The sequence below is a fragment of the Pseudomonas sp. TH34 genome, assembly GCF_016650865.1.
GTDB lineage: Bacteria > Pseudomonadota > Gammaproteobacteria > Pseudomonadales > Pseudomonadaceae > Aquipseudomonas > Aquipseudomonas yamanorum.
Genome location: NZ_JAEKFB010000030.1, coordinates 19,622 through 33,379, shown reverse-complemented (window position 1 = coordinate 33,379; position 13,758 = coordinate 19,622). Strand labels below are relative to the sequence as shown.

General features: G+C 60.1%; 13 protein-coding genes. 10 read left to right on the top strand and 3 right to left on the bottom strand.

Annotation, left to right across the window (positions count from 1 at the left end; translation table 11 throughout):
* Positions 1-379 precede the first annotated feature (379 nt).
* The 5 genes from JFU58_RS22840 to JFU58_RS22820 all read left to right on the top strand — a co-directional run bounded on the left by JFU58_RS22840 (position 380) and on the right by JFU58_RS22820 (position 5,615).
* The gene (locus JFU58_RS22840) at positions 380-1,168 is read left to right on the top strand and encodes a M949_RS01915 family surface polysaccharide biosynthesis protein (RefSeq protein WP_063030115.1); all 789 of its coding nucleotides are present in this window, start codon (positions 380-382) and stop codon (positions 1,166-1,168) included.
* 104 nt (positions 1,169-1,272) lie between these two features.
* A complete protein-coding gene (locus tag JFU58_RS22835) occupies positions 1,273-2,187 on the top strand; it encodes a site-specific integrase (protein WP_017480337.1) in 915 nt (304 codons plus the stop codon).
* A gap of 104 nt (positions 2,188-2,291) precedes the next feature.
* Positions 2,292-3,212: a ribokinase gene (gene rbsK, locus JFU58_RS22830; RefSeq protein ID WP_177025397.1), complete on the top strand. Its 921-nt coding sequence runs from the start codon at positions 2,292-2,294 to the stop codon at positions 3,210-3,212.
* A 28-nt stretch (positions 3,213-3,240) separates the two neighbouring features.
* Positions 3,241-4,572, top strand: coding sequence for an L-fucose:H+ symporter permease (gene fucP, locus JFU58_RS22825; protein WP_201142426.1), 1,332 nt, complete (start codon positions 3,241-3,243; stop codon positions 4,570-4,572).
* Positions 4,569-5,615, top strand: coding sequence for an aldose 1-epimerase family protein (locus tag JFU58_RS22820; RefSeq protein WP_201142424.1), 1,047 nt, complete (start codon positions 4,569-4,571; stop codon positions 5,613-5,615). The genes fucP and JFU58_RS22820 overlap by 4 nt, the downstream gene beginning before the upstream one ends.
* Here JFU58_RS22820 and deoR read toward each other — a convergent pair.
* Positions 5,612-6,370, bottom strand: a complete 759-nt coding sequence (gene deoR / locus JFU58_RS22815; RefSeq protein ID WP_201142422.1) for a DNA-binding transcriptional repressor DeoR — start codon at positions 6,368-6,370, stop codon at positions 5,612-5,614. The genes JFU58_RS22820 and deoR overlap by 4 nt on opposite strands.
* Before the next feature lie 129 nt (positions 6,371-6,499).
* On the opposite strand from deoR, the gene deoC reads away from it, so the two are divergent.
* Positions 6,500-7,183, top strand: a complete 684-nt coding sequence (deoC, locus tag JFU58_RS22810; RefSeq protein WP_093196978.1) for a deoxyribose-phosphate aldolase — start codon at positions 6,500-6,502, stop codon at positions 7,181-7,183.
* 138 nt (positions 7,184-7,321) lie between these two features.
* Positions 7,322-7,546, top strand: coding sequence for a DUF2188 domain-containing protein (locus JFU58_RS22805; protein ID WP_003217639.1), 225 nt, complete (start codon positions 7,322-7,324; stop codon positions 7,544-7,546).
* Positions 7,547-7,663: 117 nt separating this feature from the next.
* On the opposite strand, the gene JFU58_RS22800 is transcribed toward JFU58_RS22805, so the two are convergent.
* Together JFU58_RS22800 and JFU58_RS22795 are read right to left on the bottom strand one after the other, a co-directional pair.
* A complete protein-coding gene (locus JFU58_RS22800) occupies positions 7,664-8,521 on the bottom strand; it encodes an SDR family oxidoreductase (protein ID WP_003217640.1) in 858 nt (285 codons plus the stop codon).
* 99 nt (positions 8,522-8,620) lie between these two features.
* Positions 8,621-8,893, bottom strand: coding sequence for a DUF2790 domain-containing protein (locus tag JFU58_RS22795; protein ID WP_063030126.1), 273 nt, complete (start codon positions 8,891-8,893; stop codon positions 8,621-8,623).
* A gap of 277 nt (positions 8,894-9,170) precedes the next feature.
* On the opposite strand from JFU58_RS22795, the gene JFU58_RS22790 reads away from it, so the two are divergent.
* The 3 genes from JFU58_RS22790 to JFU58_RS22780 all read left to right on the top strand — a co-directional run bounded on the left by JFU58_RS22790 (position 9,171) and on the right by JFU58_RS22780 (position 13,650).
* Complete coding sequence (locus JFU58_RS22790; RefSeq protein ID WP_063030127.1) at positions 9,171-9,683, top strand: sigma-70 family RNA polymerase sigma factor; 513 nt, start codon at positions 9,171-9,173, stop codon at positions 9,681-9,683.
* Positions 9,680-10,627 (top strand): FecR domain-containing protein, encoded by a 948-nt coding sequence (locus JFU58_RS22785; RefSeq protein WP_063030128.1) that lies wholly within the window; start codon positions 9,680-9,682, stop codon positions 10,625-10,627. The genes JFU58_RS22790 and JFU58_RS22785 overlap by 4 nt, the downstream gene beginning before the upstream one ends.
* A gap of 101 nt (positions 10,628-10,728) precedes the next feature.
* A complete protein-coding gene (locus JFU58_RS22780; protein ID WP_201142420.1) occupies positions 10,729-13,650 on the top strand; it encodes a TonB-dependent receptor in 2,922 nt (973 codons plus the stop codon).
* Positions 13,651-13,758: the final 108 nt, after the last annotated feature.

The window sequence follows — 13,758 nt, the reverse complement described above, 5'->3', positions numbered from 1 at the left end:
GTTGATTTGTGGCATTCATTCGACAGTCCTGACAGGTCACAGTGGGTCTTCCATGGGTTATGTGAGTAAAGACCAAAACGCTCAAAGGTAAAGCGGAATCAACGAGTTAACCTGCAAAGTACGGTTCGTTCTCAAGTCGTGCCGCCAAGATTAAGCGCAAAAATGTTCAACGAATATGAAACGCAGATGAAAAAGTCGTTTTTTTGGCAGGTAGACAGCTAGGGTTCAGGTAAACAACAGAACCATGGACAACGCCGTCGTTGGCCCCTGCAGACTGGATAGTGGCCTTTTCCTGCGCGCGGGTTCATTCCTGAAGAATCTTCTCTGCAATGCCGTGCAAGTGCCGGTAAAGTAAGCCATCTCTTGCCAGGGCAGTCGGATGAATAGCGTGCAGCGTTTACGGCCAATGTTGATGGTGTTGTTGATGACGGTGGCCTGGGCCACGAGTGTGCGGGCCGATGACGGCGTGGCACTGACGGCCATCGACCAGGTGCCCGATGGCGTAGAAGTGCGGGGTAAACAGGTCGGCGCCTTCACCTGGAGCGATAAACAGGGCAAGAATCTGTTGGTGCTCGCTGAGCAAGTCAGCGAACGCGACGACGACGGCGCGCAGTCCGCCTTTGTCTATGCGGCCCAGTACCTGCTCGACGGTGACCGGCCCAAGCGCCTGTGGATGCTCTACGACGACGTGCAGCATTGCGAGTTCGACGCCGGGGCGCACTACAACACCGACGCCACCAAGGTCACCGACCTGCTGGGTGACGGCATCAGTCAGGTCACGGTGGGGTATAGCCGCACCTGCACCAGCGATGTCAGCCCCAATGATTTCAAGCTGATCATGCACATCGGCAAGTCGCAGAAGTACCGCCTGCGTGGCATCGACCGCTATGGTGCCAGCTGGTGGGATGAAGATGCCGGCGCCCTGCAAGGCATGCCGTTGCCCAAGGATTGCAGCATCGCCGCCCAGCAAGCGCTGGTCAGCCAGTACAAGGAGCAAGGCACCGAGCTGCCACTTCCGGGCTGTTATGGCGACGAGGAAGACTTTGCCAAGGCGCCCAAACCGTACCTGGAGTTCATGCGCCAGCACTGGTTTGCCTTGATGCAGAAGCAGGACACCGACTGGAGCCAGCAGCAGACACCCGCCCCGGCGGAAGACGATCAGGAATAGCCCCTGGGGATTGACCTGCGCTAGACTCGGTGCTCGCCAATTCACTAAATATGTCGATTAAACAAATGGTTAGTCGACATATTTAATCCAAAGGCTGATCTTCCTTGACTGAGTCTACCCGCAACCCGCTGACCCTTTACCTCACCCGCCTGGCACCCTCCAGCCAGCTGACCATGCGCTACGTGCTGCAAGACGCCGCCGACCGCCTGGGCTTTGAAGACATCAACCTCGAAGACATCGACTGGCACCTGCTGCAGCCTGAACACGTCATGGCCCTGGTGGCGGCGTTGCGGGAAGACGGTTATGCGCCGAACACCTCATCGCTGTACGTCAACGCCGTGCGTGGGGTGATGAACGAGGCCTGGCGCATGAGCCTGATCAGCCAGGATCACCTGTTGAAGATGCGTTCGGTCAAGGCCATGGCCGGCACGCGGCTGAGCCAGGGCCGCAACCTGCGGCGTACGCTGATTCGTGAGTTGATGGAGGTCTGCGCCGCCGACCCGCGTCCCCAGGGCCTGCGGGACGCAGCGGTGATCGGGATCCTGTATGGCTCGGGCATGCGCAAGTCGGAGTCGGTGAATATCGAGTTGGGCCAGGTCAATTTTGACGAGCGCAGCCTGCAGGTCACCGGCAAGGGCAACAAACAACTGATCAAGTACGCGCCGGCCTGGGCCTTCGCCAAGCTGGAGGCGTGGCTGGAGTTCCGTCGCAGCCAGTTGAAACCCGGTGAGCAGGACGACAGGTTCCTGTTCAACCGCATTCGCCGGGGCAGCCACATCACCCGCGAGCGCATCACCAAGCACGCGATTTACTACATCGCCCGTCAGCGCGGGGAACAAGTCGGCGTGAAAATCATGCCCCATGATTTCCGCCGTTCGTTCATCACCCGGGTGATCGAAGAGTACGACCTGTCCATCGCCCAGAAGCTGGCGCACCACACCAATATCCAGACCACCGCCAACTATGACGTGCGTGACGACAACGAACGCCGGCGGGCAGTGGATCGATTTGATTTGTAGCGTCCTCGCAAAAAAAGATTGAATATTCACACCTAATGTTATTTAAATAACAAAACAAGAGCGCCACGACCTGCCTGGCCGTGCCGTAACAAGGTGGAATAGCAATGGGCAAGATCGCAGTCATCGGCAGCAATATGGTGGATTTGATTACCTATATCGACCGCATGCCGGTCCAGGGCGAAACCCTGGAAGCGCCGGGCTTTGCCCTGGGTTGCGGCGGCAAAGGGGCCAACCAGGCGGTGGCGGCAGCCAAGCTTGGGGCGGATGTGTTGATGCTCAGCAAAGTCGGTGACGACATGTTTGCCGATAACACACTGGCCAACTTCCGGCGTTTTGGTATCGACACCCGTTACGTACAGCGGGTGCCCGGCGTGTCCAGCGGCGTGGCGCCGATTTTCGTGCGGGCCGACTCCCACAACAGCATTTTGATCGTCAAGGGCGCCAATGCGCATTTGCTACCGGCGGATATCGACGCGGCGGCCGCCGACCTGCGCGAGTGCACGCTGATCGTGCTGCAACTGGAGATCAATCTGCCGACGGTCTACTACGCCATCGAATTCGCTCACCGCCACGGCATCGCCGTGCTGCTCAACCCGGCGCCGGCGTTGGCCGGGTTGAGCGCTGAGCACTTGGCGCAGCTGGATTTCCTGGTCCCCAACGAATCCGAACTGGCGTTGATTACCGGCAAAACCGTGGACTCGCCGGACTCGGCCCGCGCTGCCGCACGAACCCTGGTGGCCAGCGGCATTCGCCACGTGATCGTCACCCTCGGCGAACACGGTGCGTTGTACGTGGGCGAGGAGGGTGAATTCGAGGTGCCGGGCCAGCGGGTCGACGCCCGTGACACCACCGGCGCTGGTGACGCTTTTATCGGTTGCTTCGTTCAGCACTGGAGCCGCGACGGCCAGATCCGTTATGCCATGGAGCAGGCGGTCGCGTATTCGGCGTGTTCGGTGATGGCGCTGGGTACCCAGACCTCTTATCCCGACAGCGAAGCATTCGCCCGCTTCCAGCAACAGCGCTAACACCCTCTACCCAGCCCGGAGAACAATAATGAACAAACCTGCGCTGCAACAGACGCCCGATGGTTTCTATCTGAACCGCACGCCCTGGTTCGCCTTTATCCTGCTGTGCAGCATCTTTGCCTTGTGGGCGGCTGCAGCGAGCATGAATGACGTGCTGATCGCCCACTTCAAAAAGGCGTTTTTGCTCAGTGATTTCCAGACCGCCTTTGTGCAGTCGGCGTTTTACCTCGGTTACTTCTTTGTTGCGATTCCGGCGGCGATGGTGGTTCGTCGGTTCAGCTACAAGACCACGATCCTGATCGGCCTGCTGCTGTACATGTTCGGCTGCCTGTTGTTTTTCCCGGCCGCGTCTACGGCCAAGTACGGGATGTTTTTGCTGGCGCTGTTCGTGATTGCCGCCGGCCTGTCGTTCCTGGAGACGGCGTGCAACACCTACTCGACGCTGATGGGCCCACGGGAAACCGGGACCCGGCGCTTGAACATCTCCCAGACCTTTCACCCGTTCGGCGCGATGGCCGGGGTGTACGTGGGCAGTTTCGTGATGTTCAAGGACACCGACGCCACCACTCAACAACTGAAACAGATGAGCGTCTCCGAGGCGGCGGTGCAGCAGCTGCAGATGATTCAGTCCACCTTGTTGCCCTACAAGTGGATGATCGCTGTGTTGGTGCTGATGTTTATCCTGATCGCCATTACCAGGTTCCCGGCCTGCAAGGGCAATAAGTCGGCCGACAGCAAGCCCGGGAGCCTGCGTCAAAGCCTGGGACGGTTGTGGCGCAACCCGCGCTTTACCTTTGGCGTACTCGCGCAGTTTCTCTATGTGGGCGCGCAGGTAGGTGTGTGGAGCTTCACCATCCGCCTGGCCATGCAAATGGGTGGCATGAATGAACGCAGTGCTTCATGGTTTCTGCTGACCACTTTTGCCGCGTACTTTGTCGGCAAGATGATCGCCAACTTGCTGATGCGCCGACTACACCCGGCCAGGGTCCTGGCGATTTACGGCGTGCTGTGCATCGTGCTGCTGGCCTACACCATTCTGGTGCCGAATATTTCGGCAGTGTACGCAGCGGTGGGCGTGAGCATTTTCCTCGGCCCTTGCTGGCCGACCATTTATGGCTTGACCATCGATGGCCTGGGTGAAGACACCGGCGTCGGCGGTTCCTTGCTGGTGATGAGTATTGTCGGCGGCGGGGTGATTCCGATCTTCCAGGGCCTGTTGTCCGACGCCAGCGGGGGCAACATGCAGTTGGCCTACAGCGTGCCGTTGCTGTGCTTTATCGTGATCGTAATCTATGCGGTCAAATGCCTGCGCCAGTCAGACACAGCCCCGTTGGGCGCGGCAGCGGTGGTGGCCTCATGAACACGCATATCCCGCTGTATCGCGCGGTATTTACCGAGCAGGAAAAGATCCTGTTGCAGTCCGGGGATTTCAAGGTCAGCGCCTGGACCTATCCGTCCGGCGTGCTGGCCGTGAGCCTGGAGAACAGCCGTGGGCGACTGGTGGTATTGCCTTATCAGGGGCAGATGATCTGGTCGGCACTCTTCGACGGCCGCGACCTGACCATGAGCAACCTGTTCGAACAGCCTCGGCCCAGCCCGACGATTATCGATACCTACGGCTGCTTCATGTTTCACAGTGGCCTGCTGCGTAATGGTTGCCCGGCGCCGGATGATACCCATGCCTTGCACGGCGAAATGCCTTGTGCGCCCATGGACACGGCCTGGCTGGAAATAGGCGAGGGTTTTGTGCGCCTGGGCGGCTCGCACCAATACGCCAAGGGGTTCGGTGATCGTTACCGGGCGTGCCCCAGCGTGACACTGCACGCCGATTCGGCCGTGTTCGATATCGACATGGACGTGACCAACCTGGCCGGCAAGCCCATGGACCTGATGTACATGGCTCACATGAACTACGCCTATGTGGCCGGAGGCCGGTTCGTCGAGCCGCTGGGGATGCAGCGCCTGCGCCTGCGCACCAGTGTGCCGGACCACGTCAAGCCGACGCCTGACTGGACTGCCTACATGGCGCAGCTGGCCGAACATCCAGCCCAGTTGGCCTGCCTCGATCAGCCAGCCCTGTACGACCCTGAGATTGTATTTTTCTTCGACGACGTGGGTACTGACGCCACGGGCCACGCGCACTTTCTGCTGGAGCATAGCGATGGTGCGGCGTTCTATACCCGTTACCGTCCCGAACAGTTCGAGCACGCGGCACGCTGGATTCTGCACACGCCGGATCAGCAAGTGGCGGCGTTCGTGCTCCCGTCAACCTGCGAGCCCGAAGGCTATAACGCCGAGAAAGCCAAAGGGCACGTGCGTCAGCTGGCAGCCGGGGCCAGCGCTTCGTTCAGCGTGACCACCGGCTACTTGAATGCGCAGGAGCGGCAGAGGTTGCTGGGTTAAACCAGCAATTGCGCGCCGCTGGCCTGAATGGCGTCCTTGTAGGCGCGGGGGATTTTCTTGTCGCTGACCACGTACTGAAAGTCCCCCAGGGTCGCGAAGTGCGCGGTGCGCACCGTGTCGAATTTACTGAAGTCGGCGAGCAGCACTCGCTGTTGGGCCTGGCGCAGGACTTTTTGCTTGACCTCGACTTCATTGAAGTTGAAGCAGGTCACACCGAACTCCTGACTGACGCCCGCGGCGGTGACGAAGGCCCACGTCAGGCGCACGCTGTCGAGAATGCTGCTTTCGGCACTGCTTTCAAACACCTGGTTCTTGCGGTGAAAGGTGCCGCCGCATAACACGATGTGGCAGTTGGGTTTGTTCTGCAGTTTGAGCAGCACGTTCAACGAGCTGCACACCGCGGTGAACTCCAGCTCATCCGGGATGAAATCAATGACAAAGGGTGAGGTGGTGCCGCAGTCGAAAAACACCGTGTCACCGGGTTGTATCAACCGGGCGGCGAGTTTGCCGATGCGGCGCTTTTCCTCGACGTGGCGGGTGTCCTGATCGGCTACCCGGTACTCGCTGGCCTCACTGCTGACCCGAGTGATATGGCCACCGAGCAGGCGCAAGTGGTCGGTGAAATGGCTGAGGTCGCGGCGCAGCGTCATCTCGGACACGTCCAGCAGCGCAGCCATTTCCCTCAGGTGAATGGCGTTCTGGTCCTGCAAGGCTTGTTGGATAAGCTTGAGTCGCTCGGCTTTTCTACTGTCCACGAGTATTCCAGGGCTTGATTGTTTGTGTTAAATAAGTAACATTAAGTGTGAGTATTGTAACGTATTTTATGTGAGCGCTGTGACAAGCGGTACACGAACATTGGCAACATACAGGCAAGGACTCGTTAAATGAACACTCTTCAACCTGCAGCATTGGCGAAGTACATCGATCACACCTTGCTGGCTCCCGATGCCTCCCGTGAGCAGATCCGTACCTTGTGCGAGGAAGCCCGGGAGCATGGCTTTTATTCGGTGTGCGTCAATTCAGGCCAGGTCCCTTACGCCGCGTCGTGCCTGACCGACGATAGCGTGGTGATTTGTGCGGTGGTGGGCTTCCCGCTGGGTGCCGGCCTGAGCGACACCAAGGCATTTGAAGCCCAACGAGCAATTGCCGCCGGGGCAGGGGAGATCGACATGGTGCTCAATATCGGTTGGTTGAAGGAAGGGTTGCTGGACGCGGTGCGCGATGACATTGCCCTGGTCCACAAGGCCTGCGGCGCCGTGCCGTTGAAAGTGATCCTGGAAACCTGCCTGCTCAACGACGAGCAGAAAGTCCAGGCGTGCGAAATCTGCCGGGACTTGGGCGTGGCATTCGTCAAGACGTCAACGGGGTTCAGTCGAAGCGGCGCAACGGTGGAGGACGTGGCACTGATGCGCAAGACCGTAGGTGCCGGGGTTGGGGTCAAGGCGTCAGGTGGCGTGCGCGATTACGAGACGGCGATCAAGATGATCAATGCCGGCGCAACACGTTTGGGCAGCAGTTCGGGGATTGCGATTGTGGGCGGCGTGATGACGGCCGCGAGCGGTTATTGAACCGGATCGGTTTGATCGGTAGGGCCGCCCGTAACCTGATCCGCCAACTGCCTTGAACTCTGCCCGGCACCCGCGCTCGCAATAAGTAGGGCGCGGGTTTTACCGCGTGCCGTGTTCATTCAGTCAAGGGAGCAGACCATGGATACCTACAACATCAACAAGACCGGCACCGGTTGGGCACTGACCAAGCAGGGTTCTGCGCGGCCGTCGAAAACGGCGGAGACCAAAGAGGCGATCGTTGAGTTGGCGAAGGAGTTTCTCAGCGACAAAACGGCGTCGCTGAGGATTCACAGCATGGACGGGCGGATTCAGGAGGAGCGCACGTACCCGCGCAAAGCTGATCCGACGCGATCTCCAGGTTAACCGAGAACCAAATGTGTGCGGGCTTGCTCGCGAAAGTGGTGGATCAGTCACACATGCATTGCCTGACACTCCGCTTTCGCGAGCAAGCCCGCTCCCACACTGGATTGACGTCCTGCCTTAGAGAATCGGCTTGCCGCCGGTCACCGCATACCGCGAGCCCGAGATGTAGCTCGCCTCATCCGACGCCAGCAGCACATAGATCGGCGCCACTTCCACCGGCTGCCCCGGGCGGCCCAGTGGCGTCTCGCTGCCAAAGCTGTTCACGTCCTCATCGGGCATGGTCGAGACAATCAACGGCGTCCAGATCGGCCCCGGTGCCACACTGTTCACTCGAATGCCCTTGCTCCCCAGCAGTTGCGCCAGGCCACCGGTAAAGTTGGCAATCGCGCCCTTGGTGGCGGCATACGCCAGCAACGTGGGCTTGGGCATATCGGAGTTCACCGAACTGGTATTGATGATCGACCCGCCAGCCTTCATGTGTGGCAGCGCTGCCTTGCAGATGCGAAACATCGCGGTGATGTTGATATCGAAGGTCTTGACCCATTCCTCGTCGGGAATCTCTTCCAGGGTCTCGTGGGTCATTTGAAACGCTGCGTTATTCACCAGCACATCGATACGCCCGAACTGCTCGACGGTCTGATCGACAATGGCCTGGCAGTTGGCCTTTTGCGCGAGATCCCCAGGCAACAGCAGACACTGGCGACCGGCTTCTTCCACCCAGCGTGCGGTTTCCTTCGCGTCCTCGTGTTCATCCAGGTAAGCGATGGCCACGTCGGCACCTTCCCGGGCAAAGGCAATCGCCACGGCGCGGCCGATGCCGCTGTCGGCGCCGGTGATCAGGGCAATCTTGTTGGCCAGGCGGCCGGAGCCGGTGTAGCTCTTCTCGCCGCAGTCGGGGTATGGGTCCATCTTCTTCTGCGAACCGGGAACGGATTGGGCCTGGCTGGCGAAAGGTGGGCGTGGGTAGTCAGTCATCTCAATCTCCATAGATCACAACGGGTTCTATGGATTAGTGATTTTCAGCGGCGCGATAGTTGTAATCGATGCTGGCCGAGCCCGACGAATGGTTTGTGATCAACCGTGCTGGCAGGCATCGCCCAGGCGCATGTAGTCCAGCTCATGGCGCACGCCGTGGCTGTCGATGTAGACCATGTGGCCTTTCACCGGACCGCACTCGGTGGATGATTGGGTGCTGACGCGCACCACCTTGGCGATATCCAGGTCCTGGGAATAATCGTACGCCTCGCTGGCGGGTGCGCTGGCACTCACAGTGGGCGCCGGGGTTTCGCCTTGAGCGACGGCCAGTGTGCTGAACAGGCCCAGCACGGCGATAAGCAGATAACGCATGAGAACCTCCGACACCACGAAGATGGTGGCTTGACTGTGGGGCCCATTTTACAAAGCGCTCGCCGCAGGGATGAACGCCTGCGGGCCAATAGCAGACATCAGCCAAATCGATGTGCGCAGGGGCTTATATTCATTTGAGAGCTACAGCTGATTTTTTATTACTTCCAAAGCCCGATACCTCTGCGGCACAGTCGCTCCCTTTATTCCAGGGCCCGACTCAGGGGGCGTTGGCGGATGATTGTTGAGACGGGCGATAGGTCTCGTAAGGGAGCAAGGCATGGGTGTCAGTCAGCCCCTCGGTTACCCATTGATTGGGCAGATGTTCCAAAAGGATTACCAGTGGTTGTGCAGTTCAGTCAGGCGAACCTTGGGATGTCATCACAGCGCGCAGGACATTGCCTCGGAAACCTTCCTGCGGGTGTTGTCGCTACCGGACCCCGCCGCTATTCGCGAACCTCGCGCGCTGTTGACCACCATCGCCCGGCGCCTGGTCTACGAAGGCTGGCGTCGGCAGGACCTGGAACGTGCCTACCTTGAAAGCCTGGCCCATGCGCCCGTGCCGGTGCACCCGTCACCCGAAGAGCGGGCGTTGGTAATCGAGGCTTTGCTGGCCGTGGATCGCCTGCTGGACGGGCTGTCTGCCAAAGCCAAGGCCGCGTTTCTTTACCATCAACTGGACGGTCTGACCTACAGCCAGATCGGCGAGCGCTTGCAGGTCTCCACCAGCCGTGTACAGCAATACATGGCCGATGCCTTCAAGCGCTGCTACTTGGTGATGGCCCAGCCATGAGCCTTTTGCGCCCGGAAGAGGCCGTGGTGGAGGAGGCCGCGCGGTGGATGGCCCTGCTGCAATCGGAGCACGCCAGCACTCAGGAACGGCAGGCATTCGAGACGTGGTGCGCGGCTGACATTCGTCACCGCCAGGTAATTGATCAAATGAGCGGTGGCATGGGGCTGTTGCGCAATCATGCATTGCGCGGAGTGCCCAGCGAGCACCTTTTGCATAGCCTGAAAGCACCGTCCAGCCGTCGACGCTTTGTCGCTGGCAGCCTGGGTGTCGTCGCGTTGGCAGCGCTGTTTCTCGGTCGTCGCCAGGGCTGGTTGGTGGATACCGGCGAGCTGTCCACTGGCACTGGGGAGCGTAAACACTTCACGCTGGACGACGGCAGCTTGCTGACGCTGAACGCACAGAGCCGGGCGATTGCGCGTTTCGACGCACACCAGCGTGTGCTGGAGTTACGGGAGGGGGAGTTGCTGGTGGACGTGGCCAAGGACCCGGCGCGGCCCTTCGTGGTGCAAACCCGGCATGGCCAGATTCGCGCGTTGGGTACCCGATTCCTGGTGCAGCGTGACGAAGCGTCCACCCGTCTGGTGATGCTGCATTCGCGAGTGGAAGTGGTCACTCAGGACGGCGCGCGCCAAATCGTGGAGGCGGGGCAGAGCATGCGGTTTGATGAGCAACACACCTTCGGCCTTGGCCCGCTCAAGGGCGATGAAGCCGGTTGGAGCCAAGGACGCCTTGAAATCCACGACCGGTCGTTAAGGGAGGTGATCGACAGCCTGCGCAGCTATCGCCACGGGATTCTGCGCCTGAATCCCAATGTGGCGCAGCTGCGCCTGAGCGGCATCTATCCCCTGGACGATACGGACCGCACCCTGCAGCTGCTGGAGAATTCATTACCGATTCGCGTGACGTATCACAGCGCCTATTGGGTAAGTATTGAGGCCCGTTAAACCGGTTATAAACTCATAGCATCTTCGCCTAAACACCGCCCTATAAAAACGCGTCTGCCGCTGCTCAACCCCTGTAGACACATTCAACAGGGAGATCCTCGATGTTCTTATTCAAACAACAATTACATCGACTGACGCTGGCGGCGGCGTTGGCGATGGGCGTCTGCAGCAACTGCGTAATGGCCCAGGAAGCGGCCAGCCAGGTGTTCAGCTTTGATATCGCCGGCGGCCCGCTCGATTCGGTGCTGCTGGATATCTCCCGGCAGACCGGCGTGATGATTTCCTTCAATCAGCAGTTGGTTCAGGGCAAGCGCAGTGCCCCCATTCGCGGAGATTTGGGCAGCCTGCAAGCGGTGGACAAAGCGTTACAGGGCAGCGGCCTGCAAGTCAGCGATAGCGAGCAGGGGCTGACGGTGCACGCAGCGGCCGCGACCTCCACCAACGCTGTCCCGGCTGCGGGAAAAAGTACTGACTACCGTCTGGAAAAAGTCACCGTGACCGGCACGGCGATTCGTCGAGTGGACGCGGAAACGGCCGTGCCGGTGACCATCCTGCGGGTCGAGCAATTGCGCGAGCAGGGTGTGAGCACTACCGAGGAGTTGATCAACCGTATCTCGGCCAATCAGTCTTCCGTTGGCTCCGGGCGTTCGGTGGGTTCCAGCAGCGGTGGTGCAGCGTTTGCCGACTTGCGCGGGATTGGCGCGAACAAAACCCTGGTGCTGCTCAACGGCCGGCGGCTGAGCAACAACGCCGTCAACACCACTAACGGCTCCGGGGTGGACTTGAACACCATCCCGTTCGCCGCCATCGACCGTGTGGAAGTGCTGCGCGATGGCGCGTCGGCGCTGTACGGCACCGACGCGATCGGCGGGGTGATCAACTTCATCACCAAGACCAGCCTGACCGGCGGCCAGCTCTCCACCAATTACGATTCGCCGACGCGCTCAGGCGGTGGTGACAGCCATAACTTCAGCGGCAGTTATGGGTTTGGCGACCTGGCAGACGACCGCTTCAACGTATTTGGCGTGGTCAGCTACGACAAGCAGACGCGCCTGGCGGCCAAAGACCGCGACTACACCTACAACTACCAGCCCGGTCGCGGCCTGGATTTCACCTCGGGCACCGCCGCCCCGGCAAACTGGAGCCAGGGTAGCAACGCGACCAACCCGCTGGCTGGCTCCGGCTGCAATTCCCCCGGGTTGCTGTCGCGCAATGGCATCTGCCGCCAAAGCCTGTGGAGTTACCTGGACCTGGTGCCGGAAACCGAAAAAACCTCGGCCTTTGCCAAAGCCACCGGCAAGCTCGCCGATGACCACACCGTGAGCCTTGAGTACTTCTGGGCGCGCAACGAAAACCGCACGCAGATTGGCCCGGGCACCTTGATGGGCGCCCAGGTCAATCCGGGTACGGCGTTCTATCCGGGCAACGGCATCACGCCGGGTCCGACGGGTTTTGCCCTGGACCCGACACAACCGGTGGATGTGAACTGGCGCGAAACCGACGCCGGGGCGCGCAAGCACGAAGATGACAACACCAGTCAGCGCCTGCTGCTGAGCTTCGAAGGCACCGTGGCGAACTGGGACTACAACGTCGGTGCGTCCTACAACCAGAACAAAGTGGTGCAAACCATTCTGGACGGTTATGTGAACGACCAGACCATCAGCCAGGGTATCGCCAACGGCGTGATCAACCCGTTCGGGCCGCAGAGTGAAGCGGGCAGGGCGTTGCTCGCCTCCAGCCGCGTCGACGGCGATTACGCCACCGCCGTTGGCCGGGTCAAATCCATCGACGGTCGCGTCAGCCGTGAAATCGGCGACTGGTTTGGCGCAGGTCCCACTGGCCTGGCGCTGGGTGGCGAATACCGCAAGGAAGATTTCCACCAGGACTTCGCCCAATTCGCCGAGACCGTGCAGAGTCTCGGCGTAGACCCCAATGGTGCGGTACGCGGCAATCGCAGCGTCTCGGCCGAGTACGCCGAGGTCAATGTGCCGGTGCTCGACAGCCTGGAGCTGTCCGCAGCGGTGCGTCATGACAAATACAGCGACTTCGGCAGCACCACCAACCCGAAATACTCGTTCCGTTTTCAGCCATTCAAAGAACTGGTGGTTCGCGGCGCCTACAGCGAAGGGTTCCGTGCGCCGTCGCTGTATGAGTTGTACAACCCGACCTACACCAGCTACACCGTGGCCAACTACAACGACCCGCGCCTGTGCCCGGGTGGTACGCCGGCCAATGGCGGGATCGGTAACCGCGACTGCGCCCAGCAGTTTCGCCGGCAAACCGGGGGCAACGGCAGCCTGAGCCCTGAAACTGCACGTAACGTCACTTTTGGCTTCGTGTTCCAACCCATTGAGCGCCTCAGTGCTGGCCTGGATTTCTGGTGGATCACCATCGCCAACCAGATCGCCGAATTCCCTGAGTCGTCAGTGTTCGACGACCCGGATGCCTACGGCGACCGCCTGATTCGCAAGGCTGACGGCTCCATCGATCACATCGTTACCGGCCTTGCCAACCTCGGGAAAACCAAGACCAACGGCGTGGATGTGAGTTTCGATTACCGCTTCCCGAGCACCGCCATCGGTGACTTCGGGATCGGCCTGCAAGGCACCTACGTCAACGAATACAAATACCAACAGGAGCTCAAGGGCGACTACATCGACAAACTCGGTGATTTTCGTGGCGGCGAATTCTCCACCGCTGGCGCCGTTGCACGCTGGCGCCACAGCCTGACCGGCACCTGGGCCCGCGGACCGCTGGGCGTCAGCCTGACCAACCGCTACACCAGTGGCTATCACGACTCGGACCCGGAAACCCATGATTCCGTAGGCTCCTACAATGTCTGGGACCTGGCGGGTACCTACAACTGGAGCAAGTCCCTGACCGTCACATTGGGCGCGAAGAACCTGTTCGACCGCGCGCCGCCGTTCAGCAACCAGACCTACGCGTTCCAGAGCGGGTACGACCCCAAGTACGCCGACCCGTTTGGGCGGATCCTCTATACCCGAGTCAGTTACAACTTCTGATTTTTCATCAGGTCTGGACGCTGCTCTATAAATTAGGCTGGTCCGCTGCACCTACTTCCTAGGTGCAGCGTCATTCTCCTGTCCATAACCTTATTCCAAAACGGTATT